This window comes from Enterocloster citroniae (assembly GCF_040545455.1).
GTDB classification, from domain to species: Bacteria; Bacillota; Clostridia; order Lachnospirales; family Lachnospiraceae; genus Enterocloster; species Enterocloster citroniae.
On the sequence record NZ_JBEPLZ010000018.1, the window covers coordinates 26,467 to 50,500 of the forward strand.

Annotated in this window: 19 protein-coding genes; 5 read left to right on the top strand and 14 right to left on the bottom strand. The window is 51.2% G+C overall.

Annotated features, from left to right (window positions below; genetic code table 11):
• Positions 1-84: 84 nt before the first annotated feature.
• From ABID13_RS19840 to thrC, 3 genes are all read right to left on the bottom strand, one after another.
• Entirely contained in the window at positions 85-2,199 is a 2,115-nt protein-coding gene (locus tag ABID13_RS19840; protein WP_007866023.1) for a glutamine synthetase III family protein, read from the bottom strand.
• A 259-nt stretch (positions 2,200-2,458) separates the two neighbouring features.
• Positions 2,459-3,322, bottom strand: coding sequence for a class II fructose-1,6-bisphosphate aldolase (fba, locus tag ABID13_RS19845; protein ID WP_007866016.1), 864 nt, complete (start codon positions 3,320-3,322; stop codon positions 2,459-2,461).
• Between the two features lie 119 nt (positions 3,323-3,441).
• Positions 3,442-4,938: a threonine synthase gene (gene thrC, locus ABID13_RS19850; protein ID WP_048929995.1), complete on the bottom strand. Its 1,497-nt coding sequence runs from the start codon at positions 4,936-4,938 to the stop codon at positions 3,442-3,444.
• 203 nt (positions 4,939-5,141) lie between these two features.
• Between thrC and sfsA the strand changes: the two genes are divergently transcribed.
• On the top strand, positions 5,142-5,891 hold the full coding sequence (sfsA, locus tag ABID13_RS19855) for a DNA/RNA nuclease SfsA (RefSeq protein WP_048929996.1): 750 nt from the start codon (positions 5,142-5,144) through the stop codon (positions 5,889-5,891).
• A 172-nt stretch (positions 5,892-6,063) separates the two neighbouring features.
• Here the strand turns inward: sfsA and ABID13_RS19860 are convergent, their stop codons facing one another.
• The gene (locus ABID13_RS19860; RefSeq protein WP_007866008.1) at positions 6,064-6,381 is read right to left on the bottom strand and encodes a hypothetical protein; all 318 of its coding nucleotides are present in this window, start codon (positions 6,379-6,381) and stop codon (positions 6,064-6,066) included.
• Positions 6,382-6,524: 143 nt separating this feature from the next.
• Here ABID13_RS19860 and ABID13_RS19865 point away from each other — a divergent pair, with 143 nt between their 5' ends.
• On the top strand, positions 6,525-6,767 hold the full coding sequence (locus tag ABID13_RS19865) for a FeoA family protein (protein WP_040416901.1): 243 nt from the start codon (positions 6,525-6,527) through the stop codon (positions 6,765-6,767).
• A gap of 55 nt (positions 6,768-6,822) precedes the next feature.
• On the opposite strand, the gene ABID13_RS19870 is transcribed toward ABID13_RS19865, so the two are convergent.
• The 6 genes from ABID13_RS19870 to ABID13_RS19895 form a co-directional block, all read right to left on the bottom strand.
• Positions 6,823-8,055, bottom strand: a complete 1,233-nt coding sequence (locus tag ABID13_RS19870) for a phenylacetate--CoA ligase family protein (protein ID WP_007866003.1) — start codon at positions 8,053-8,055, stop codon at positions 6,823-6,825.
• 93 nt (positions 8,056-8,148) lie between these two features.
• Positions 8,149-8,736 (bottom strand): indolepyruvate oxidoreductase subunit beta, encoded by a 588-nt coding sequence (locus tag ABID13_RS19875; RefSeq protein WP_007866001.1) that lies wholly within the window; start codon positions 8,734-8,736, stop codon positions 8,149-8,151.
• A gap of 24 nt (positions 8,737-8,760) precedes the next feature.
• Positions 8,761-10,629 carry an indolepyruvate ferredoxin oxidoreductase subunit alpha gene (gene iorA / locus ABID13_RS19880; RefSeq protein ID WP_048929997.1) on the bottom strand — a complete coding sequence of 623 codons (1,869 nt, stop codon included), beginning with the start codon at positions 10,627-10,629 and terminating at the stop codon, positions 8,761-8,763.
• Positions 10,630-11,018: 389 nt separating this feature from the next.
• Positions 11,019-12,284: a uracil permease gene (gene uraA, locus ABID13_RS19885; protein ID WP_007865995.1), complete on the bottom strand. Its 1,266-nt coding sequence runs from the start codon at positions 12,282-12,284 to the stop codon at positions 11,019-11,021.
• Between the two features lie 30 nt (positions 12,285-12,314).
• Complete coding sequence (locus tag ABID13_RS19890; RefSeq protein ID WP_045093570.1) at positions 12,315-14,321, bottom strand: helicase-related protein; 2,007 nt, start codon at positions 14,319-14,321, stop codon at positions 12,315-12,317.
• Between the two features lie 13 nt (positions 14,322-14,334).
• Complete coding sequence (locus ABID13_RS19895; protein WP_007865991.1) at positions 14,335-14,730, bottom strand: DUF6483 family protein; 396 nt, start codon at positions 14,728-14,730, stop codon at positions 14,335-14,337.
• A 267-nt stretch (positions 14,731-14,997) separates the two neighbouring features.
• Between ABID13_RS19895 and ABID13_RS19900 the strand changes: the two genes are divergently transcribed.
• From ABID13_RS19900 to ABID13_RS19910, 3 genes are all read left to right on the top strand, one after another.
• On the top strand, positions 14,998-16,902 hold the full coding sequence (locus tag ABID13_RS19900) for a FeoB small GTPase domain-containing protein (RefSeq protein WP_048929998.1): 1,905 nt from the start codon (positions 14,998-15,000) through the stop codon (positions 16,900-16,902).
• Between the two features lie 201 nt (positions 16,903-17,103).
• Positions 17,104-18,165, top strand: a complete 1,062-nt coding sequence (gene ytvI / locus ABID13_RS19905) for a sporulation integral membrane protein YtvI (RefSeq protein ID WP_007865987.1) — start codon at positions 17,104-17,106, stop codon at positions 18,163-18,165.
• Positions 18,166-18,214: 49 nt separating this feature from the next.
• A complete protein-coding gene (locus tag ABID13_RS19910; protein ID WP_048929999.1) occupies positions 18,215-19,396 on the top strand; it encodes a DUF3810 domain-containing protein in 1,182 nt (393 codons plus the stop codon).
• 76 nt (positions 19,397-19,472) lie between these two features.
• Here the strand turns inward: ABID13_RS19910 and ABID13_RS19915 are convergent, their stop codons facing one another.
• From ABID13_RS19915 to ABID13_RS19930, 4 genes are all read right to left on the bottom strand, one after another.
• Positions 19,473-20,450 (bottom strand): Gfo/Idh/MocA family protein, encoded by a 978-nt coding sequence (locus ABID13_RS19915; protein ID WP_048930000.1) that lies wholly within the window; start codon positions 20,448-20,450, stop codon positions 19,473-19,475.
• A gap of 26 nt (positions 20,451-20,476) precedes the next feature.
• On the bottom strand, positions 20,477-21,307 hold the full coding sequence (locus tag ABID13_RS19920; protein ID WP_048930001.1) for an SDR family NAD(P)-dependent oxidoreductase: 831 nt from the start codon (positions 21,305-21,307) through the stop codon (positions 20,477-20,479).
• A gap of 18 nt (positions 21,308-21,325) precedes the next feature.
• Positions 21,326-23,122: an FAD-dependent oxidoreductase gene (locus ABID13_RS19925; RefSeq protein ID WP_048930002.1), complete on the bottom strand. Its 1,797-nt coding sequence runs from the start codon at positions 23,120-23,122 to the stop codon at positions 21,326-21,328.
• Between the two features lie 66 nt (positions 23,123-23,188).
• Complete coding sequence (locus ABID13_RS19930; RefSeq protein ID WP_045093575.1) at positions 23,189-24,025, bottom strand: carbohydrate ABC transporter permease; 837 nt, start codon at positions 24,023-24,025, stop codon at positions 23,189-23,191.
• Positions 24,026-24,034 lie beyond the last annotated feature (9 nt).

Here is a 24,034-nt window from a genome sequence, read left to right on the forward strand (position 1 = left end):
ACGCACAAAAATGCTGCAGGAAAACCGGATTCCGGCCATCCTGCAGCACGCTGTGATCTTACGATCTGTACTTTTTTAATATAACTATACTTCAAAAATCAGATCGCCGTAGCTTGGCATGGGCCACAGCTCTTTATCCACGATCATCTCCAGCTGATCCACAGGCGCCCTCAAGGCCGCCATGGCCGGAACCACATCCTGATGATAGACAAGGGCCTGCGTCTTGCCCCCTTCCGCTGCGGCTGCTTTTTCCGTCATCTCTGCCAGTCTGGAAAGGGCAGTCTTGGTCTCGCTTAAAAGGTCTGATGTCTCTAACAAAAGCTCTGTCTGCGTGCTGACATCCGCATCCGGGCAGGCGCTCTTAACAGCTGTGATAGATGCTGCCAGACCGGTGGTATACTTGATCACAGCCGGTATGATGGACTTACTGGCCATATCATACATGGTTCTTGCTTCAATATTAATGGCCTTGGAATAATTCTCATATTCAACCTCAGCCCTGGATTCCAGCTCCGCCCTTGTGAATACGCAGAACTCCTCAAACAGCTTTACCGCCTTATCCGTAGTCAGGGCGGGGATGGCATCAACCATGGACCGGATGTTGGGAAGCCCTCTCTGTTCCGCCTCCACGACCCACTCATCAGCATAGCCATTCCCATTAAAAATGATCCTTCTGTGAGCGGACAGTGTTTCCTTGATCAAATCATGTACGGCCATGTCAAAGTCACCGGCCTTTTCCAGCTTATCAGCCGCTTCCTTAAATGCCTCGGCCACAATGGTATTCAGCACTGCGTTGGGGGAAGCAATGGAATCCGAGGAGCCCACCATACGGAACTCAAACTTATTGCCTGTAAATGCAAAAGGTGAGGTCCTGTTCCTGTCCGTTGCATCCTTATCAAGGTCGGGAAGGATATCAACGCCTGTCTTCAGGGTGCCGCCCTTCTTGGAATGGGTGGCCTCTCCTGTGCTGCACAGCTGATCGATCACATCCTCCAGCTGTTCTCCCAGGAAAATGGAGATAATGGCAGGCGGCGCCTCGTTGGCTCCCAGCCTGTGGTCATTTCCCACATCAGCTGCCGATTCCCTCAAAAGGTCTGCATGGACATCCACAGCCTTGATGATGCAGGCCAGAACCAGCAGAAACTGGATATTCTCATGGGGCGTATCCCCGGGATTTAAAAGGTTGGTGCCGTCATCCGCGGTGAGGGACCAGTTATTGTGCTTGCCGGAACCGTTCACGCCCGCAAACGGCTTCTCGTGGAGAAGGCATGCCATACCATGGCGCCCTGCAACCTTTTTCAGTGTTTCCATCACGATCTGGTTGTGATCCACCGCCTGGTTCACTCCCTCGTATATGGGGGCCAGCTCATGCTGCGCCGGAGCCACCTCATTGTGCTGTGTCTTGGCAGGAACCCCCAGCTTCCACAGCTCTTTATTCACATCGTTCATATAGGAACCGATCCTCTCCCGGATGGCCCCAAAGTAATGATCCTCCAGTTCCTGTCCCTTGGGAGGCATTGCCCCGAACAGGGTGCGTCCTGTATAGATCAGATCCTTGCGCTGTAAGTACTTTTCACGGTCAACCAGGAAGTATTCCTGCTCGGCTCCCACGGAGGGCGCAACCCTCTTTGCAGTTGTATTGCCAAACAGCCTGAGGATCCTCAGTGCCTGTTCATTCACTGCCTGCATGGAACGCAGCAGCGGGGTCTTTTTATCCAGGGATTCACCCTTGTAGGAACAGAAGGAGGTGGGGATACAGAGGGTCACGCCAATGGCATCCTCCCTTAAGAATGCAGGTGAGCTACAGTCCCACACCGTATATCCTCTGGCCTCAAAGGTAGCCCTCAGACCGCCGGAGGGGAAGGAGGAAGCATCCGGCTCGCCCTTGATCAGCTCCTTGCCGGAGAACTCCATGATCACCTTTCCGTCATTTGGGGCGGAGATAAAGGAATCATGCTTCTCAGCCGTCACGCCGGTGAGAGGCTGGAACCAATGGGTGTAATGGGTTGCCCCCCTCTCAATCGCCCAATCCTTCATGGCGTGTGCCACCACGTCAGCTATGCTGGGATCCAGCTCTGCGCCGTCTTCGATGGTCTTCTTCAGTTTTTTGTACACGTTCTTGGGCAGACGGTCCTTCATCACCGCATCATTGAATACGTTCTTACCAAACATCTCAGATACATTCAATACTTCGCTCATAGATTCATCCATCCTCTCTTTTTAATCTTCCTCATCCATTTCCATCATCCAGATATTGTCATATACCCTTATCACGTAATTCTATTAGGCTTTGGCGGATATATAACAAAAAGGTGTTCCCCCTTTGAGAGAGAACACCTTTGTTCTTTATTAAAATAAACCATTTCACTTAAAATTGCAAGTGATTTTTTCGGAAATCATGTTTTTTATTCTAATAAGCTTTATTAAGCTGTCTTAATATCTGGCGTGATCCGTGCCATTAAGCCTTGCCCACGGAACCGAATAATTCCATCTTCTCTTTCACAGTTGCCTTGATGGCATCTGCGCCGGGAGCCAGAAGCTTTCTTGGGTCAAAGCCTTTGCCCTGCTGATCCTTGCCTGCTTCAATGTATTCCCTGGTTGCTGCCGCAAAGGTCAGCTGGCACTCTGTGTTAACATTGATCTTAGCTACCCCAAGGCTGATGGCCTTCTTGATCATGTCCTCAGGAATGCCTGTTCCGCCGTGGAGCACCAGAGGCATATCCCCAACCTTTTCCTTAACGCTCTCCAGAACATCGAAGCGCAGTCCAGGCCAGTTGGCAGGATATTTTCCATGGATGTTGCCGATACCGGCCGCTAAAAAGTCGATTCCCAGGTCAGCAATGGCTTTGCACTCATTGGGATCCGCGCACTCGCCCAGACCTACAACGCCGTCTTCCTCACCGCCGATGGAGCCAACCTCTGCCTCCAGGGACAGACCCATTGCATGGGCGATCTTTACCAGTTCCTTTGTCTTCTCGATGTTCTCCTCGATTGGATAATGGGAACCGTCAAACATAATGGATGAGAATCCTGCTTTAATACATTTATAGCAGCCCTCATATGAGCCGTGATCCAAATGCAGCGCTACAGGGACCGTGATGTTCAGTTCTTCCATCATGGCCTCAACCATGGCTGCCACTGTCTTAAATCCTGTCATATACTTTCCTGCGCCCTCGGATACTCCCAGGATCACAGGGGACTTCAGCTCTTCTGCTGTCAGAAGCACTGACTTGGTCCATTCAAGGTTATTGATGTTAAACTGTCCAACTGCGTACTTGCCTTCCCTAGCCTTGTCAAGCATCTCTTTTGCTGAAACTAACATATGATACCCTCCTTATAAACTTTGTTATTTTATTAACCATCTTGCTTATTATATCGCAGTTGCGAACAAAAAGGAAGAGGTTTTTGACTACAGGTCATGCATACGGCGTGAATGAATGGTCAAACACACTCAAGTATATCTTTTACCGTTGCTTTCATTTTATCCACATCACACTCTGTATTGTGGCGGATGGGAGCATTGCGGATCTCCTCCACCGCCTTTGGAACTGCGACTTTGGACAGACTGCTGAGGGCATCCACCACCTCAAACTCATCCCTGCCTCTCACGCTGTCAGGTCCGGCAATGGCTTCCATCACGCTGTTGGAGAATTTATATGGGCTGGCCGTGGATGCGATCACTGTCTTTGTATGGTCACCGCTCTCCGCCCTGTACTGGCCGTACACAGCTGCGGCAACGCCCGTATGGGTATCGATCAGGTATCCTGTGCGGTCAAACATCTTTTTGATGACGGCCGCATTCTCCTCCTGTGTTGCGTAACCGCCCTTAAAATCAGACATGAACTCACGCATATCCCGGGTCACGGTGTAGCTTCCCTTTGCAGAAAGCTCCTGCATAAGGGCCTCATTGGCAGCCCCGTCACAGCCGGTGCTCAGATAGATAAGGCGCTCCAGATTGCTGGATATAAGGATATCCATGGAAGGTGAATTGGTGAGAATGAACTCCCTCTTCCTGTCATAGGTTCCTGTGGTAAAGAAGTCATACAGCACTTTATTGTCATTGGACGCGCAGATCAGGTTCTTGATGGGAAGACCCATGCGCTTAGCGAAATAGGCGGCCAGGATATTGCCGAAATTGCCTGTGGGGACCACTACATTGATCTCCTCGCCCTGCTTGATCTCCTCATTGGCCAGCAGTTTGGCATATGCATATACATAATAGACGATCTGGGGAACCAGCCTGCCGATATTGATGGAGTTGGCTGAGGAGAACTGAAATCCCTTTGCGGCCAGCTGCGCCTCCAGCTCCTTATCCCCAAACAGCTTCTTAACGCCGGTCTGGGCATCGTCAAAGTTTCCATGGATTGCCACAACACTTGTATTCTCACCCTTCTGGGTACGCATCTGGAGTTCCTGCACCTTGCTGACCCCGTCCTTGGGATAAAATACAATGATACGCGTTCCAGGAACATCCGCAAACCCTGCCATGGCGGCCTTTCCCGTATCGCCGGAGGTGGCTGTCAGGATCACGATCTCCTTATCCACCTGGTTCTTCTTTGCCGCTGTTGTCATGAGATGGGGCAGAATGGAAAGAGCCATGTCCTTAAAAGCAATGGTGCACCCATGGTACAGTTCCAGGAAATATGCTCCCTCGGCCTTTGCCAGGGGGGCGATCTCCTCTGTGTCAAACTTGCTGTCATACGCCCTGGCAATACAGCTTTTTAATTCCTCCTGGGTATAATCCGTAAGGAACAGCTTCATGACCTCATAGGCGGTTTCCTGGTAGGTCATGGCTGAAAGGCGTTCCATTGGAACATCCAGCTTTGGTATCTCAGTGGGCATGAACAGGCCGCCGTCCTTTGCCAGGCCCTGCAGAATGGCCATGGATGCTGACACGCCCGTCTCACCGCCCCTTGTACTCTGATAGGTTAATCCCATACTCTTGTCCTCACTTTTTACATTTATGTTCAGATTTATTGTTTGGATCCGCGCTCCACCTGTAAAGGCGGTGGAATCCTGGCTTACGTTATTGAAATATTAACACATTTCCTGGTTGGGCGCAACTGAAATCATGGGCAGCGCTTTACCGTGGCAAAATAATCTGCTATACTGGTCATGTTTTACAGCAGGAGGAACGATCAATGACTTATAAACATACAGTAACCGGAACCTTTCTAAGCCGCCCCAACCGTTTTATCGCACATGTGGATGTAAACGGCCGGACGGTTATATGCCATGTTAAAAATACCGGGCGGTGCAGGGAGCTTCTGATTCCCGGCGTTACGGTCATCCTGGAGTATCACCCGGAAGCAGGTGTTACAGGGCGCAAAACAGAATATGACCTGATCGGGGTATATAAAGGGAATGTGCTGATCAACATGGACTCCCAGGCTCCCAACAGGGCGGCCTGGGAATGGCTGGAAGCCATGAAGGGCCGGGCATTCCCCGAGCCGGGCGCGAACCCGGGTGATACTGTCCGGACACCTGACAATATACGCAGGGAGGTGACCCACGGGGATTCCCGCTTTGACCTGGCATTTACCCTGGATCATATGGACGGAAAAAGCCAGGTTCCCGCCTTTATGGAGGTAAAAGGAGTGACCCTGGAAGACCATGGTATGGCCATGTTCCCTGACGCCCCCACACTGCGGGGCATCAAACATCTCCACGGACTTGCCCAGGCCGTGAGGGAGGGGTATGACGCTTATGTATTGTTTGTGATCCAGATGAAGGGGATCAAAGGGTTCAAGCCCAACAATATAACCCATCCCGCCTTTGGAGAAGCCCTGAGGGAGGCGTCCTCCGGCGGGGTCCATGTGCTGGCCTATGACTGTATCATAACGCCTGACACCATGGCCGTGGATCAGCCGGTTCCTGTGTTTTTGGACTGAAAGGAGGGGCTCCGGTCATTCCGAAGCCCCCGTATCCCCAAAATTCTGTCATGTCTGAGATTCCAGTACCTCCAAGGTTCTGTCATGTCTAAGATCCCCCTATCCCCAGAGCCCTGGTATATCCAAAGCCCCAAGGATCAGAATTATTTACACAGACAGGATTATGACAGAATTACCGGCAATTCCAATTATTGCACTGGCAGCAGCAGGAACATCTGCTGGCAGCAGCGGCTGTGCGCTCAGCTGCCTGGGCAGCTGTCCTGGTCACAGCCGACTGATTGCAGCCGTTGTTGGAATAAAAACCAGCCATAAATCCCTGCCAGTACAGGTCGCAGCCGCGCCTGGAGTTATTGCCCCCTCTGTTTGATGCTGACGCAGCATTGCAGCCGCTGTTGCTGTAATTGATGCCATTGTTGGCAAATCTTTCATTTTCACTGAAAACAGCTTCCTCAAAGTTCTCACTGTATCCACCACAACTATTACAACTCATATTATATATCTCCTTTCATTTTGGTTGTACTCTATTATATGGGCCTGTACCAAATGTGTTCCTCACGTCCCCCTCCCCCGTTTCATCCCCCGGGATAAGCGCTCTGCATATAATATAATAACGAACCTGAAACGGTGAAATTTATGGTCTATCCGTTAAATGAATTAAATCCAGGAGATACCGCCGAAGTGGTCTGGATCATCAGCGATTCCTTTATGTCCTCACAGTTAGACGCCCTTGGCTTTACATTTAAGGAACGTGTCACCTGCATCCTGGGCAACCGCAGGGATTCCATGAATGCCTATCTGATCCGCGGCACCCTCATCGCTCTGCGCACTGAAAACGCAAAGGAAGTGCTGGTCCGGGCCCTGGAACCTTCCTCATAGACGGTCCCGCCCTGCCGGCACTTCCTCTGGCTGATGGCTGCTCTTATGTGATCTTTTAATACCTGTTGTCAAACACCCTGGTGGATTTTTTCTCGCTTCTGGGAAGTTCACCCAGTTCCACCAGCTTTACCACCGGTGTCAGACCGATCCTGTTCTTAAACTGGTTCTGTATCTCAATCTCAAGGGCATACCGGTTAATGGAGGGATTGGTCTCCACAAACAGGGTCAGCACATCCTTGCCCAGGAGATGGTCCACCATGACCTGGTACTCGCTGGATGCCCCGCCAATGGAGCTGAGCAGTTCCTCGATCTGGCTGGGGAAAATGTTCACACCCTTTACCTTGACCATATCATCCGTGCGTCCGATCAGGGTATCGATCCTGGGATACGGCGAACCGCAGGGGCAATCTCCCGGCACGATCCTGGAAAGGTCATGGGTGCGGTAGCGGATCAGGGGCGCTCCCTCTTTTTTCAGGGTGGTGATCACGATCTCTCCCACCTCTCCGTCAGGAAGGACTTCGCCTGTTTTGGGGTCCACAATTTCAATGTATATAAAGTCATCCCAATAATGCATGGCCCCCTGCTTCTGACAGTTGATGGCAATACCAGGCCCATAGACCTCGGTCAGGCCGTAGATATCGTAGAGATCTACTCCCAGCTCGGAGGCGATCCTTTTTCTCATTTTCTCGCCCCAGCGCTCGGAACCGATCACACCCTTTTTCAGGCAGATCCTCTCCCCGATTCCTCTCTTGGCGATCTCCTCGGCAAGAAGCAGGGCGTAAGATGAGGTTGCGCACAGGACCGTGGATTTCATATCCATCATCATGCGCAGCTGTTTGTCCGTGTTTCCCGGTCCCATGGGCACGGTCATGGCTCCCAGGCGCTCGGCTCCCAGCTGGAACCCGATTCCGGCAGTCCACAGTCCATATCCCGGCGTGATCTGGATTCTGTCCATGTTGGTGATCCCCGCCATCTCGTAACAGCGGGCAAACATCCGGGCCCAGTCATCCACATCCCGCTGGGTATAGGGAATGATGACCGGTGTTCCGGTGGTGCCTGAAGAGGAATGGATCCGCACGATCTCTTCCTCAGGAGCAGCCATAAGCCCAAGAGGATAGGCCTCCCTCAGATCTCCCTTCCATGTAAACGGAAGTTTCTCAAAATCCTCCTGCGACTGGATCTGGTCCACATTGATGCCTTCCAGTTTCTGTTTGTAAAAGCATTCTTTGCTGGTCAGTTTCTTAAGCTGTTCCTTGATAAGAAGGAACTGTGATTCTTTCATCTTCATTGATTTTTCCTCCATCTGTTATATGCTGGGGTGTGCCCGGCGGGAATGGTCAGCCCACCCCCCGGGTGTCAGAAAGCTGTTTTCAGGCACAGTCTAAACATGCTCTGAGGCAGCGCCCATTTTTAATGCCGTCACGTTCATGTCTCTGAATTTCTCAGGCACCCGCTTTAAGATGGCCTGCTCCATCTCCTCCAGGGAAATGCCTATAAGGCCGCTGGCAATGGCAGCGCCCAGAAGGGCCACATTTAAAACCTTGGTTGAGCCGCACCGGCTGCAGATGGAGGTTCCATCCACCACTACCAGATGATCCACTGTCTGTTTCAGATATTCCATCATCTCCTCACCTGTGTAGGCGCCTCCTGTCAGGGACGCGGTCACCGGCCGGATAGGAACGGGTGATACCACTACGCATCCGCCCTTTTTCAGATAGGGAAGGCAGCGTACTGCCTCCGCAGGCTCAAATCCGATCATGACATCCGCCCCTTTGTGGGGAATCATGGGTGAATAGATCTCTCCCCCAATGCGCACATGGCTTACCACGCTTCCGCCTCTCTGAGCCATTCCAATGGTCTCCGCGCCTCTGGCTTCCATTCCCTTTTCCATGGCTGCCAGGGCTATCAGGCGGGATGCAAGGACTGTTCCCTGACCGCCCACTCCGCATAACAATACATTCTTTGTCATATCCATCCTCCTAGTTATGAGCACTTAGCAGCCTTCATCTACAGGCTCTATGGCTTCCACTGTACAGATCTGGCCGCAGAGTCCGCATCCATTGCAGAGTCCGGCATCGATCCTCACCATATCCCCGTCCAGGACCAGGGCCGGGCAGCCGATCTCATTGATACAGGTCCGGCAGTTCACACACTTATCCTCCACGATCCTGCACTTTTTGGAGGTTTTTACAATGGCAATGCAGGGCGCCTTAAATATCACGGCACCCACTCCCTTTTTAGCTGAAATCTCCAGTACGGCGTCCACACACTGGTCCAGATCCAGTGCATCCACTGTCACAATGTTCCTGACACCGATGCCTTCCAGCACTTTTGTTATATCGATCTTATCCACCACCTGTCCCATCATGGTATGCCCGGTGCCCGGATGGGGCTGGTGCCCGGTCATGGCCGTGGTGGAATTGTCCAGAATGCACAGGGTCAGGTTTGCTTCATTGTACACCGCATTGACAATGCCTGTAAGGCCGGAGGCAAAAAAGGTGGAATCTCCCACAAAGGAAAAATACCGCTTGTCAGGCTCCACTCTCTGCATACCCTGGGCCATGGTTATGCCAGCCCCCATACAGAGACAGGTATCCACCATATCCAAGGGCTTCGCATTCCCCAGGGTATAGCAGCCGATATCGCCGCAGTAGATCCCCTCCACCGGCTTTTGGCCCTGAGCCAGATTCCGGTTCAGCTTTTCCATGGCCCGCTTCACTGCATAAAAGGAAGCCCTGTGAGGACATCCGGCACACAACACGGGAGGACGGATGGGGAGAGGCGGAACCGGGAGCGGGGAAACCGGATGGGCCGCCCCGATTTTTTCCAGGTATTCTATGTAAGGACGGCCCAAATATGCCTCCAGCACATTTCTAACAGATTCCACACTGTTCTCACCCGCGCTTTGGACATCCCTTGTCAGCTTCCCCCTGACATTCACATCCAGATGGTGCTTTCCGCACAGAAGCAGAAGTTCCTGCTCCAGCACAGAATCCAGTTCCTCCACTGCCATGACCTCCTTAAGGCCGTCCATAAACTCCAGCATCAGCTTCTCCGGCATGGGGTTGGGGGTGGAGATCTTGAGGACACGGACTCCCTGATAGCCGTTCAGGGCTTCCATCACAGACTCATAGTTGATGCCGTGGGTGATAATCCCCTTTCCCGATTCCTCATTCTCCCTGTGCAGCAGATTGAACCGATAAGAGCTGAAATCCTCGCCGATCACAGGATTGCGCTCCTCTATCATCCTGTGGTTGGCGTTGGACAGGCGTGGAAAGATCACCCATTTATTGGAATCTTTCACAAAACCCTCGGGTTCCGGAAGACAGACACGTTCTTTTAACTCCACACTGGCACAGCCATGGCAGATCCTTGTGGTGGGGCGGAACAGCACGGGCGTGTGGTATTTTTCCGAATACTCAAAGGCATCCCCGATCATCTCATACGCCTCCTCCGGGGAACTGGGATCAAAGACCGGAAGTTTGGAAAACTGGCCGAAGCAGCGTGTATCCTGCTCTGTCTGGGAGGAAATGGGACCTGGATCATCCGCCACCATCACCACCATGCCTCCCTTTACTCCCACATAGGCCAGACTCATAAGGGGGTCTGAGGCCACGTTTAACCCTACCTGCTTCATGGTCACCATGGTTCTGGCCCCTGTATAGGCAGCCGCGGCAGCCACCTCCATTCCCGCTTTTTCATTTACAGACCACTCCACATAAATATCGCCCGGGTTATGCTTTGCCACTGTCTCAAGGACCTCTGTGGACGGTGTCCCGGGATATCCGGAAACCACCCGCACGCCGGCTCTGATGGCTCCCAGGCCGATTGCTTCATTTCCCATTAAAAATGATTTGGACATTACCTCTCTCCTTCCGTATGGTCAGATGATATATTTATGTACAAAAAGACCTGCCCTTCAAGAAAGGACAGGTCTGAATATACAATACCTGCAATACCACCTTATCTGTTTACCGCTTCAACAAATATGCCAACACATATTCTGCCTTTAACGCAGGCCTGCGGTCCGGATACTGATACAGATCCCAGTTCATGACAGCCGCAGGGGCTGCTCCTGGTCTGACTTTCACCTTTCCCTCAGCGGTCCATTTGCCGTCCGGCCTATTACAGGGATCCCACCATCCCCTGCTCTCTGTGAATGCCCTTTACGGTTTGATCTCCGCTTCATCGGTTTAAAACTCTACTTTATCAGTTATTATTGCAGAAATTCCCCTAAATGTCAATGACTTTTCATTCCTGGTCATTGGTCAGGTGGAAATAATCCAGAAGGTAGAATACCAGGCTTAAGATCATCCCCACCACACAGGCCAGTACCATGCCGGTGAGCTGGATATTGCCGATCTTTACAGCAATTCCTGAAAGGCCGGTGACAAAGATGACCGAGGTCAGGGCCAGGTTCCTGGAGTTGCCGTAATCCACCCTGGAATCCACCAGGATCCGCAGGCCCGAGGTACCGATCATACCGTACAGAAGGAAGGAAATGCCTCCGATCACAGGTCCCGGAATGGTACTGATCAGGGTGGACAGTTTTCCTATAAAGGAGCATACAATGGAGAGCACTGCCGCGCCGGCGATCACGCGCACGCTGTATACCCTGGTAATGGCCATAACACCGATGTTCTCACCGTAAGTGGTGGTGGGAACGGAACCGATGAGGCCTGAGATCATGGTGGAGAAGTTGTCTCCGAACAGGGAACGGTGAAGCCCGGGATCCTTTAACAGGTCACGGCCCACGATCTTGCTGGTCACCACCTGATGGCCAATGTGTTCTGAGGTAATGACCAAAAGCACCGGAAGGATGGTCATAATGGCATCCAGGTTGAATTTGGGTCTGGAAAAATTAGGAAGGGCAAATACAGGAGCAGCTGCCACCGCCGTAAAATCCAGAAGTCCGCATGCAAATGCCGCCACATACCCTGCTATGACCGCGATCAGGATAGGAATAACGGAAAAGAATTTCCTAAACAAAATGGAACCAAATACCGCGGTGCCCAAAGTGATCATAAACACAATGATCTTTTTAGGATCCATGACTTCGTCCAAAAGGCCTGCATTCTGGGCCGCATTGCCGGAAAGTTCAAGTCCGATCAGGGCCACAACCGGTCCCATGGCAGCCGGGGGCAGAACTACATCGATCCACTCCGTGCCGAACTTATACACTATAAACGCAAGGATACATCCGCAAAACCCCACTACCACGAAACCGCCCAGGGCATAAGCATATCCTGACTCCCCGAAGCTGCTGATAACCACACCCGCAGGTGCCAGGAATGCAAAACTGGATCCCAGATATGCAGGCGCCTTTCCCTTTGTCACAAAGATAAACAGCAGAGTTCCCATGCCGTTCATAAACAGCACCACTGCCGGGCTGATGCCAAACAGGAACGGCACCAGGATGGACGCTCCGAACATGGCAAACATGTGCTGAATGCTCAGAGGGACCAGCAGTTTAATGGGCACCTTGTCCTCCACCTGAATGATACGTTTACTTTCCATTTTCTTCCTCCTTTGCCTCTCTCACTTTTATCATACACGCCCCACTGTGCCCGGCGAGTGCCGGCGCCCCCCGCGGTTGTGGGCGCGGTTTATCTTACCCCTCTCAAAACATCTCTCACATACGGAGAAGGGGTAATCCCATGACAGCTCTTTTCCGCAGGCAGAACACTTGCGGGAATAGCTGGCACATTCTGTTTTCAGGATACGGCTGATCTCTTCTTCTGTCCGGCGCCGCTCCTCGGCCAGATTCTCGGTCTGCACAGGCAGTCCCGCTTTTCTGGAAAACTGGAAATACAGATCCAGCATCTTATAATAGCTCTCCAGGTCATACAGGTCATCCCCGGGACTGTAAGGGAATTCCAGTTCTTCCATTTCCCTGTAATCCCTGCAGTAATCCTTCCAAAGATCCATAACCATCTTATTATCTATATCAATGGAACAGGTGATCAGTTTATAGATCTCCTGCCTGGTGAAATCCTCTATATCATTCTGGTGCACATGTTCAAACGTCATATACAATGCCAGCAGCTCATCCACCTCCATCTTCTCATAGATAGACGGGGTGTCCATGGATGCCCAGATCTTTACCAGGGTATCAATCTCAGCAGGCAGGTTTAAAAGCTGTTCCGGGAATCCCACATACGCTTTCATAATGGGAATAGGCAGCCGGGACAGTCCGTCCCGGATCACCTCCGGCTCATCAATGGCCGAGACAAATCCCTCATCATACAGGCCGAACCTGCCCGCCCTGCCCGCGATCTGCTTGATCTCCTCCGGAGTCAGGGTGCGCTTGTTCACGCCATCGAATTTCCTGGTTTCCACAAACACGATCCTGCGGATGGGAAGGTTGAGCCCCATTCCAATGGCATCCGTGCTGACCACAACCTCTGTCTCTTTTGCAAGGAAACGGCGGACCTGTTCCCTTCTGGTGGCAGGAGGAAGGCTTCCGTATATAACGCTGCAGTGGATCCCTTCGTTTTCCAGATGGGCTGCCAGGGCCAGCACTGATTTCTTGGAAAATACAATCAATGCATCTCCTTTTTTCAGGTCCCTCTTCAGATTATATGGTTTGGACTCCATGGTCAGCCTTGTATTCCTCTTATGGCGCACCACCCGGTACTGATCACCGCACCGCTTGATCATCTGGACCACAATATCCTCCGCCTCCGGCGCCATGCACAGATGTATCTCATCAGCCCGAAGTCCCAGCACGGCCCTGGTCCAGTTATGTCCCCTATATGGATCTGCGATCATCTGGCACTCGTCCACCACCACAATGTCAAAATATTCATGGTCATTGAGCATTTCCACGGTACAGGACTGGCAGATCGAACCGGGCACCTCCAGGGTCTCCTCCCCTGTTATCATGGAACAGGGCAGTCCTTCTGCGTTCAGCTTGTCGTAAACCTCCAGAGCCAGAAGCCTTAAGGGACCGAAATACGCTCCATGGCCGCACTCCTTCAGGCGCTCCAGGGCATCGTGGGTCTTACCGCTGTTGGTAGGCCCCACATGGAGGATAAACCTTCGCTTCATCTCCCTGGCTCCGGGGTATTCCTCCTCCGGCTTCTGGTTCACGGATTCCCGTATTCCCTTTTTTATGGTTTTGGGTATATAGAACAGCTGATAGGCCCGTTCCAGTGAATTGGTCAGAAGATAGCGGCGGATGCCCTGCATCTTCAGCACATGCTCCAGTTCCTCCAGTGACAGGCCGGACAGATATTCCAGATCCTTTCTTGCCAGCGCCTCGCAGAACTCCCCCATGGAGGCGCAGTTCTTTTCCCATTCCTCCACCGCCGGTCCCGGAGGCAGGTTCCCCTCCTTGCGCATGAGACAGGCACAGACTTTGGACAGCATGGCATGGATATCACTGAGCTCATTGGCCTTTTCAATGGGCTTTAAGTTCTCCTCTGTCAGGCGGCGCAGGCGCTTCTTTAATTCCGCCCCGGTCATGGCCCGGTAGCGCTTGTTCACATTTCCAAAAAACAGTTCCTTATAGTACTCCCCCAGAAACTGGACGCACTCCTTCTTTATCTCCATGAACACTCTCTTTCTAAACCATGGTCGTATCTACGAAATGCTCAAAGCCGGAAATACCGTACTCCGCGCATACGCTGTTAATGCCATCCACAATCTCTTCCCTGGAATAGTTGGCCTGGTAAAGGATGTCATCATTAAACTGGTTCAGATACATATAAAAAGTAAGGGCCATCTCCAGACAATCCAGGTCCGGAGGGTCCAGCTGGTCGGAAAGAAAATTCTCAGCCTCGTTAATGTCACCCGCATCCGCCAGATCCTTTAACTGACGGTATGTCCTGTCCAGAGGGGTATACTTTTCCTCGTCCTCCGGCAGTTCATAATCAATATCGTTCTTGCCCAGCACCAGCCTTGCAATGGCCCTTACCAGATCACTGATCGTTCTCATAACATAATCGTCCTGATATCCCATAACCGTTCATCTCCTGATTGTTTTTGAATTAGAGTGATGTTCAAACTCGCTCCAGTACTGCGTATAAGTATAGTTGATATCGATTCTGCCGTCAAGCAGTGGATTCATCCTGTCATATGTGATATGAATGCCCCCGGACCGGGGGAGTTTTCACGGTTATTTGCGCAACCCGGTATCGGGCCTTGCACAGAGGTATTTCTGCGGCATATGTAATTATAAGAACTGCTCCGCCCTCTGTGGCGGATTTTATATATATGGAGTGATTCAATGGAAAATGGATGCAGTGTCATTGCTCTTACAGGCAGTCCCAAAGCGGGAAAAAGCACGATATTTAACGGTCTTACAGGTAAATGCCGCTATACCGGCGGCTGGTGGGGGGATGACGGTACACCCGGCCGGGGAACCTACCGGTACTGTGATACCACCTACCTGCTCATGGACCTTCCAGGCATCTATTCCCTTCCCAGGGAGGCCTTCCCTGCGCCGTACCGGAAACAGACCCCTGTTCCCCTGTTTCCGGTACGGCCTGATGTGATCGCTGTGGTGGCTGACGCCACCCGGCTGGAGATGGGCCTCCATCTTCTCAAGCAGGTTGTGAAGCGGGCGGCTCAGGAAGAAACCAACACCCCCATTGTACTGTGTGTGAATTTTTGTGATGAAGCCCTGCGTCAGGGAATCCTCATTGACTTTAACCTTCTGGAGGATGTGCTTCAAATCCCCGTCATTCCCTGCTGCGCCAGAAAACAAAGGCACCTGGATGATATAAAGGCAGCCATCCACTATGCGGCAAAGCCGTCCAACAGTCAGATGTTTTCCTATGACTGTCTGGACTTTTCCCCTAAAAATCTGACCCGCGAATGTATTACCGTCATATCCGCTGCTTCCGGAGCACGCAGGGTCATAGCGGATCACCTGCTCACCAGCCCGGTTCTGGGAAAAGTCATACTGCTGCTGGCCCTGGCCGCGGTGCTCAGGCTGACCATGGCTGCCGCCGGCCTTCCATCGCGGATCCTGTGGGATGCGCTGGCACGGCTGGAAAACCGCCTGGACATGATCATGACTTATCTGGGAACAGCTCCATGGGTCACGGGAAGCCTGATCCACGGGGGATTCAGGGCCATGTCCTGGGCCGTGGCCGTGATGTTTCCCCCGCTTACCGTCTTCTTCTTTTGCTTTACCCTGCTGGAGGACCTGGGCTTCCTGCCCAGGGCAGCCTGCGTCATGGATCCTGTATTGGAAAAATGCAGTTCCTGCGGAGGACACTGCCTTTCCATGGCTCTGGGACTGGGATGCAACGCCGCGGGCGTGGCCTGCTGCAGGGCGATCCGCTCTCCCAGGGAGCGCATGGCAGCCGTGCTGACCAGTTCCATGGTTCCCTGCTGCGGCCGGCTTCCCATTTTTATTGCCCTGATCCCCCTGTTTTTTGCTTCAGCCCCGGTTGACTCTGTGGCCGGCTCCCTGGCCTGCGCCCTGTTTTTTGCCATCCTGCTGCTGTCCGCAGTCTACATGGCCCTGGGAATTTCCTGGCTTTTATCCCGTACCGCATTAAAGGGACTTCCCTCTGCTTTTGTCCTGGAAATGCCGCCGTACAGGAAGCCGAGGATCACGGCCTCCGCTCTGCGCTCCCTGCTGAACAGGACCCTGGTCATGGTGGCCCGCGCCGTCAAGGCTTCTGTTCCTGCCGGAATCCTTATCTGGTTCCTGGCCAATGCGATCTACACAGGGTCTGACGGGTTTGCGCTGGCCTTTGCATCCCAGGGGGTAAACGGGCCCAGTCTTCTCTCCTTTTTTACCGGCGTTCTGGACCCTGCCGCCCGGCTTCTGGGAATGGACGGCATCATCCTTGCCGCATTTATCCTGGGTTTTCCTGCCAGCGAGCTGGTCCTGCCCCTTCTGATCATGATATACATGCAAGGGGACAGCCTGGTGTCCATGACCAGCGGGCTCCCTCTGCACCAGCTGCTCACATCCAACGGATGGACCTGGACCACTGCGATGTGTACCCTGGTATTTGCCCTGTTTCACTGGCCCTGCCTGACCACATGCAAAGCCATTGCCAGAGAGGCCAGGGGATGGAAATGGGCAGCGGCAGCCGTATGTATCTCCACCCTTCCCGGCATTGCATTGTGTATGGGGATCTCATTTCTAACCCGCTTGCTGGCCGGCTTCTGATTCCGGTAATTACAGCGGAGGCGGTCCCTATTTTTCATATTCCGGGGGATGCCAATGGTATATGGAGGAACATGTGCAAAACAACACTGTTCCAGCAAAAAATATACCAAGGGTTGTCCCCCATTTTCTGGGGATTCTTCCTTGACTGTGACTTGCGGAATGCCTATAATAGAGGTAATGAAATAAACAGGAATCTAATTTATGGACATTCAAAAGCGCAGGACATTCATTATCAGCTTCGTCTACTTTTCCATCATTGGCGTGCTCTGCTACATACTTTTTAAACGGCTGATTCCCATGCTCATGCCTTTCATAGCGGCACTGGCCATTGCCGCTATGCTGGATCCTGCCGTCTCCCTGCTGGAAGCGCGGATGGGGAGAGGAAAGGAACAGGCAGCTGTGGTGGTTCTGCTGGTATTTTACGGGTGTATCCTTGGGATCATAGCGCTGGCAGGAAGCCAGGCCGTGACCATGATCCAGGAACAGGGAAAAAAACTGCCCGCCTTTTACAGCGAGGTGGTGGAGCCGGGTCTGTCCCGATTCTTTTCCCTTTTGGAAAACAGCTTTCCCGGACACAGCATCCATATCTCCTCCCTTGGAAGCAGTCTGGAACATGCCATGGAAAATGCGGCGGGCGCCCTTTCCTCCAGCCTGATCGGCTGGGGGGCATCTGTGATCGTGGGATTCCCCACCCTGCTGGTGGATCTCCTTGTAACAGTGATCGCCTCTTTTTTCCTCACCGGCAGTTATCGCCAGGTCATCTCTTTTCTCCTGCGCCAGCTGCCAAAAGACAAACGCACCATGCTTATTCAAGCCTGGACCAGCGCCCGTAATGTTACAGGCCGCCTTATAAGGGCCTATGCCCTGTTAATGTCCCTGACCTTTGCGGAACTCTATGCAGGATTCTATATACTGGGTGTACCCATGGCATTTACAACCGCCTGCCTCATTACACTGGTGGATATCCTCCCCGTATTGGGTACAGGCACCATTTTACTTCCCTGGGCCCTGACAGCCTGGGTCAGCGGTCCCAAAAGCCTGGGCTTCGGCCTGCTCTGCCTCTACCTGCTGATCACTGTCATCCGCCAATCGCTGGAGCCCAAGGTGATCGGCCTGCAAATGGGGCTTTCCCCGGCCGCTACCCTGCTGTGCATCTTTGCAGGAGGAAAGCTTCTGGGCCTTCCCGGCATTTTCCTTTTCCCCATTGCGGCTACCGTGCTGGTGGAACTTGACGAGGCCGGTGTGATCCATATATTAAAGTAATCGCTAAAAATAACAGCGGGTGTGATACTAAATAAAGGCAGGTATACCTATGAAGCTTCCCTTAAAAGCCAACTTACGATCCTCCGGTTTAGCCGCCAATTGCCCCGGGACTGCGCTCCGCCTTTTTATAGCGGGTCTTGTTCTGGTTCTTCTCTCAGGCATCCTCACCATGTGTTCCAGGATGGTCCCCGGATTTGCCCAGAACTACTCCGTCACAGTCTATCCTGTGCTGGTGAACACACTGGGGCGTTTTAGCGGGCTGTTTCCATTTTCCCTCTCTGAGGCAGGTCTGTACCTTACCGTAGTATTCTGCATCATCAGCATTGTCCTCCTGTTTAAGAGGCCCCTGTGCTCACTGGCCCGTGTCTTCTTTTATGCCTGTCTCCTGCTGTTCCTGTTTACAATAAACTGCGGGATCAACTATTACAGGAGCCCATTTTCCTATGAGGCGGGTATGGTTATGGAACAGTCCTCTGCAGAGGAGCTTTACAGCCTGTGCCTGTTCCTGACCAGTCAGGTGAACAGTTCCCTGGAGGAAGTGGACCACTCTACGGATTTCCTGTCCGGCCTGTATCCGGGCCAGACAGAGGATACCCCTCTGCCGGCAATGTCCGCTCTCAGGGAAATGGGTCTGGAAGGCGTAACCGCCATGAACAACCTGGGAGCTTCCTATGCCCAGCTGGATGGATACTACCCCTACCCCAAGCCCCTGATGAACCCCAGGCTGCTGTCCATCCAGCAGCTCTGCGGCATCTATTCCCCCTTTACCATTGAGGCGAACTATAACAGGGAAATGCCCTACTACAATATTCCCCACACCATCTGCCATGAGCTCTCCCACCTAAAAGGCTTTATGCGGGAGGACGAGGCCAACTTCATCGGCTACCTGGCATGCATCGGCTCCCAGTCATCGGATTTCCGCTACAGCGGCTACCTCACCGGCTGGGTCTACGCAGGCAATGCCCTGGCAAAGGTGGACCTGGAAGCATACTATGAACTCTATGGCATGCTCTCCCCCAAAGCAGCCCAGGATCTGAAATGGAACAACCAGTTCTGGGACCAATATGACGGCAAGGTGGCAGAAGCCTCCACCCAGCTCAATGACCGCTACCTGAAAGCACACAGCCAGGAGGATGGTGTCAGGAGTTATGGGCGGATGGTGGATCTGATGCTGGCGTATTATAGAGAAGCGCTGGAGGAAGAAAAGATAGATCCTGATCTTCATAGTTAGGATTTTCATGAACCGAATTAAGAGGCAGGCTGATGGACAGTCTGCCTCTTATCATTCTGTTTTTAATATGCAATAATTACAATGGCCGTGTTACCGACAACACAACTTCCAGGGATTTACACGCTTCTTCTATAGTGCATGACACAGGAAGATCCTCAGCAACTGCCCGAAGGAACTCGAGATCTTCGTCTATAAACATATCATCCCGGGTTGTGACTCCTGTCTCCTTTTCCCAGTTACCATCTGCACGCCCTAAATAAATCGTATAATCCTCCCACCTTGAAAAATCGATAAGTATGGTTCCCTCCGTACCCACAAGTTCCATTACCCTTCTACGGGGACGCTGATAAAAATCCAGATGTATGCTGGCAGAAAGCCTGTCCTCGAATTCCAAAAGTAATTCCACATTATCTGGAGACTCAAATCCCAAGTCTGTGTAGGCACCGTAGATACCATAGCTACGTTTCACCGGTTGCCCCGCATACCAGATAGCCAAGTCTAGATCATGTACCATCTCAAAAGCGCCGGAATACTTTACGTAATAGGTTTTCCGATAATCACGGCGGACAGTGGGAAGATGTTCCCCCACCATAGCTCTGACAGATATCAGCCTTCCAATTTCTCCCTGACTTAAAAGATCTTTTGCCCTTAAAAGGCCCTGGTGATAGCGAAAACAAAAACCTACCATAACTTTCAGCCCTGTCCTATCCCGTAATTCCTTTAGGTGCGCAACCCCGTCAAGATCAACTGACAATGGCTTTTCCAAAAACACATGGCATCCACGAGTCAAAGCCTGGACTGCCATATCTATATGGAGTCCAGTGGGAGTGAGGATAAACACCACCTCCGGATGGCTGTCCAGTAAATCATCATATGAATCTGCCAGCCCTATCCCCGGAGTCCCAGCAAGGGCCGCCTCCATCTTTTCCCTTGAGGAATCAAAAACCCTGATATCCTCAACTCCCAGGGTATGCAAGATACGAATATGCCGTTTGCCAATGGAACCGCACCCCGCCACAGCTACCTTTAGCTTTTTATAATCCAAATTATCCATATCAGCCTTTCCTTCTCCTGCTTGTTTTATCTGTATATAGAGAATCCACCATCTACCACCAAGTTGTGCCCTGTCACGTAATCTGATGCACTGCTGCACAAGAACAAAACCGGCCCCATGATATCTCCCCCCATATGTCCCATATGTCCCAGGGGGATTTTTTTACTGGAATCCCGGTCAAATCCCTGGCTCAGTTCTCCTTTATTAAATAATCCCGGTGACAGCGAATTGACATGAATTCCATAAGGGGCCAGATATGCCGCAAGATCCCGGCTCATTCCAATAACACCGCTTTTTGCCGCCGCATATTCCACCGGCTGCTGGTTACGTCCATTCTCCTTATATATGATCCGGTTTCTTCCCACCATACCTGCAACTGATGCAATATTAACAATTTTTCCCCTTCCCTGCTTGATCATATATCCAGCTACTGCCCGACAGCAGTACAAAACACCCATAAGGTTAACGGCAATCATCTCCTCCATAGCGTGGATATCACGGACTGCAAAATCTCCATCTGAAAGTCCCGCACCTCCTCCGGCATTATTTACCAAAATATCAATCCTGCCTTGGAATGAGGCCGCTTCCCCTGCCATCTGCTCTACACTGTCCCATTCCTGCTGCACTAACTCCAATCCAAGACTATTTATACCATAATGTTCTGACAATTCTCTGGCAGCGTCTTTAGCCCGTTTAAGACTTCTGGAGGTTACAATAACGTTAGCCCCCGCCTGTGCAAGAGCCAAAGCCATATCCGCACCCAGCCCTGTATTTCCTCCTGTGACGATTGCAGTTTTTCCCTTCAGGCAAAAGCGTTCCAATATACAATCTGCCTTTTCCACTCCTGCTTTTTCCATTTTGTCCTTTCCTAATATTTAGTAAGCTCTGATTTCATAAATCTTTCCGAAATCCGCCCCATAAGTGTCTGTCACGGTCACCTGAATCTGATCACAGCATACCTGCTGTCCCATTGGAAGTTTCACCATTCGCATATAGTTTTCCAAGACAGGGATTGTTCTCACCACCTGATGATCTAGTAAAAACTCAACTGTAAAATCTTTTACCAGTTCCGGCGGCACCCCGGGAATCTGGTCCACTAAATGGGCTTTGAACAAAAACAGCGAAATCTCTTTACCTAAGTTCGTATCAAAACGTAAAATCAGTTCAGACAGCTCTACTGCTTTACCAAAATCCAGAATAATCGACTGCCCTTCGCCCAATCGGCCGGACTGCCAACAATGGGAATTGTCCTTTTCGCTTCTGTGTACGCCATCAACCACATGCCAAGGCTCCTTTCCCTCTATCCAAGAGGTAGCCGTAATGTTGGTGCATAAAGGTGCCTTGTCTTCTGCATCACTATTTTTGACATCCGGAATATAACAATCATCACGCAAAAGCTGCTGCTGTAATTCCTCTATACAATTCCCAATGTCCTTTGGGAGGCATTGCTTACGGATAGCAAGAGCCGCAGCAGTACCTACCGCTTGCCCGCCAACCCCGCAGGTTCCCATCATCCGGGTAGAACCGTGAGCCATATGAGATACACTGATACATCGACCTGCCATCATAAGATTCCTGATATTTTTTGAATAATAGCATCGATAGGGAATTTGGAATATATCAGGAACATGGATATAGTCTGTCGGTAAAGATTCCAAATTCTTCATTCCTCTGATTGCATGCATATCCATGGGCCAGCCTCCATACGCAACTGCATCCTGGAATTTGGATGAGGAGAGCAGATCCCTTTCATTAAGGACATAATCTCCCGTAATGCGCCGGCTCTCCCGCTTTGCGGGAAGGAACTGTACCCAATCCAGCACATAATTTTCCGCTCCGTGGTCGCCTCCATTCTTCAGATGATCCCATACTCCATATAGGATTTTTAACAGTTCATCCCGGATTTCCTCTGTATCTTCTATGACATCTAACTCTCCTCCCCCTAGCTCGATCCACCAATATCCGGAGTCTATTCCATATTTGGACTGCCAGATATGGGCACCGGAACAGTGTCCACGATGTTTTAAATCCTCTTCAGTATAGGTGTTGGCCCAAAAAGGTTTCTCAAACTTTACCGGCCTCCCGGTATTAAAAGATTTAAACATCAGAGTAATCCCCATTACATAATCGTCATGGGTATCCGGCGCATCCGGTTCGTTAAATTCGGTTTTTGCCTCCCGTCCTTTCATATATTCAGCGCCTGCTCTGGCTCCTACAAATCCATCTCCAGTACTATCCACAAAAATTTTACCATTTATTTGGTACTCCTTTTCATTAGTAATCTGGACTGCTGATACTGCTGTAATCATATCTCCTTCTGTTTCCACCTGAGTAACCCGCGTGTTAAGATAAAGATCCAGATTTTCCTGAAAATGTGTCATTTCCCAAAAAATCGTATCAGAAATAGAGAATGACTGCTCCACATTGCATCTTCGGTTCTTTAGTAAAAACTCTTCCACGATTCCGGTCTCCCTGGCATTGGGGCGCGTTCCATGGGCATCTGCCCCGCAAATACACATCCGCACCTCAGAACTGGCATTTCCTCCAAGAACCGGACGATCCTGAATCAAGGCTGTAACTGCTCCCCCTCTGGCACTGGCCAATGCGGCGCAGACTCCAGCAAGCCCTCCTCCTACCACTACCACATCATAATTTTTTTCTATCACTGACATGTTCCTCTCCTCCTTTTTTCGTTCACTTTGTTTCCTGCTTTCAGCAGTTCCTATTCTTAGCAGCTCCTATTCTTTAATTGCTCCCATGGTAATTCCACTTGTAAAATACCTCTGAAACACAAAAAACACTAAAATCATAGGCACTGCCGCCACACAGGCACTGGCCATCTTAAGTCCGTAATCAGGATTATTCTCCTGCTGCATCAATGCGACCCCCAGCTGGAGTGTCTTCATAGAATCCTTAGTTATCATCACCATTTGCCACAAATAATCATTCCATGTTTGTACAAACATTAGGATTGCCAGTGCCGACAATCCCGGCTTACAGATAGGAAGCATGATTTTCGTAAATACATTCCACTCTGAACCTCCATCCAACCAGGCCGACTCCCTAAGCGAGTCGGGCACTGTGGCAAAAAATTGGCGGAGCAGGAACACACCGAACGGCAGAGCCACATTGGGCAGAATAATACCTATGTAAGTTCCCTTTAAATTCAAATACTGCATTACCTTTATAAGAGGAACAATATAAATCTCCTTTGGAATCATTAATGTCAGAATAAAGGCAAGGAAAATTGTATTTCTTCCCCAAAATCTCAGCTTGGCAAAGGAATAGGATGCCATAGCACTTACCAGCAGAATCGCTGCTGTTGTTCCAATCGCAATGAGGAAACTGTTACAGGTCCATGTCAATGCATGGCCAGTCTGGAACAGGTTCTTATAATTTTGTACAGCTGGAGGAAATGGAATCCAGTCCGGAGGCATCTTACTCACATCCTGCGAAACCTTCAGCGAACTGCTGATCATCCAATAGAGGGGAAACAGATTCAAAATTGCCGCGGCGGAAATGACAATATTGCAGATAAGATCAAACCTGCCCATGTGCTCAAGCCTGTGCTTCATAGTCTCCCT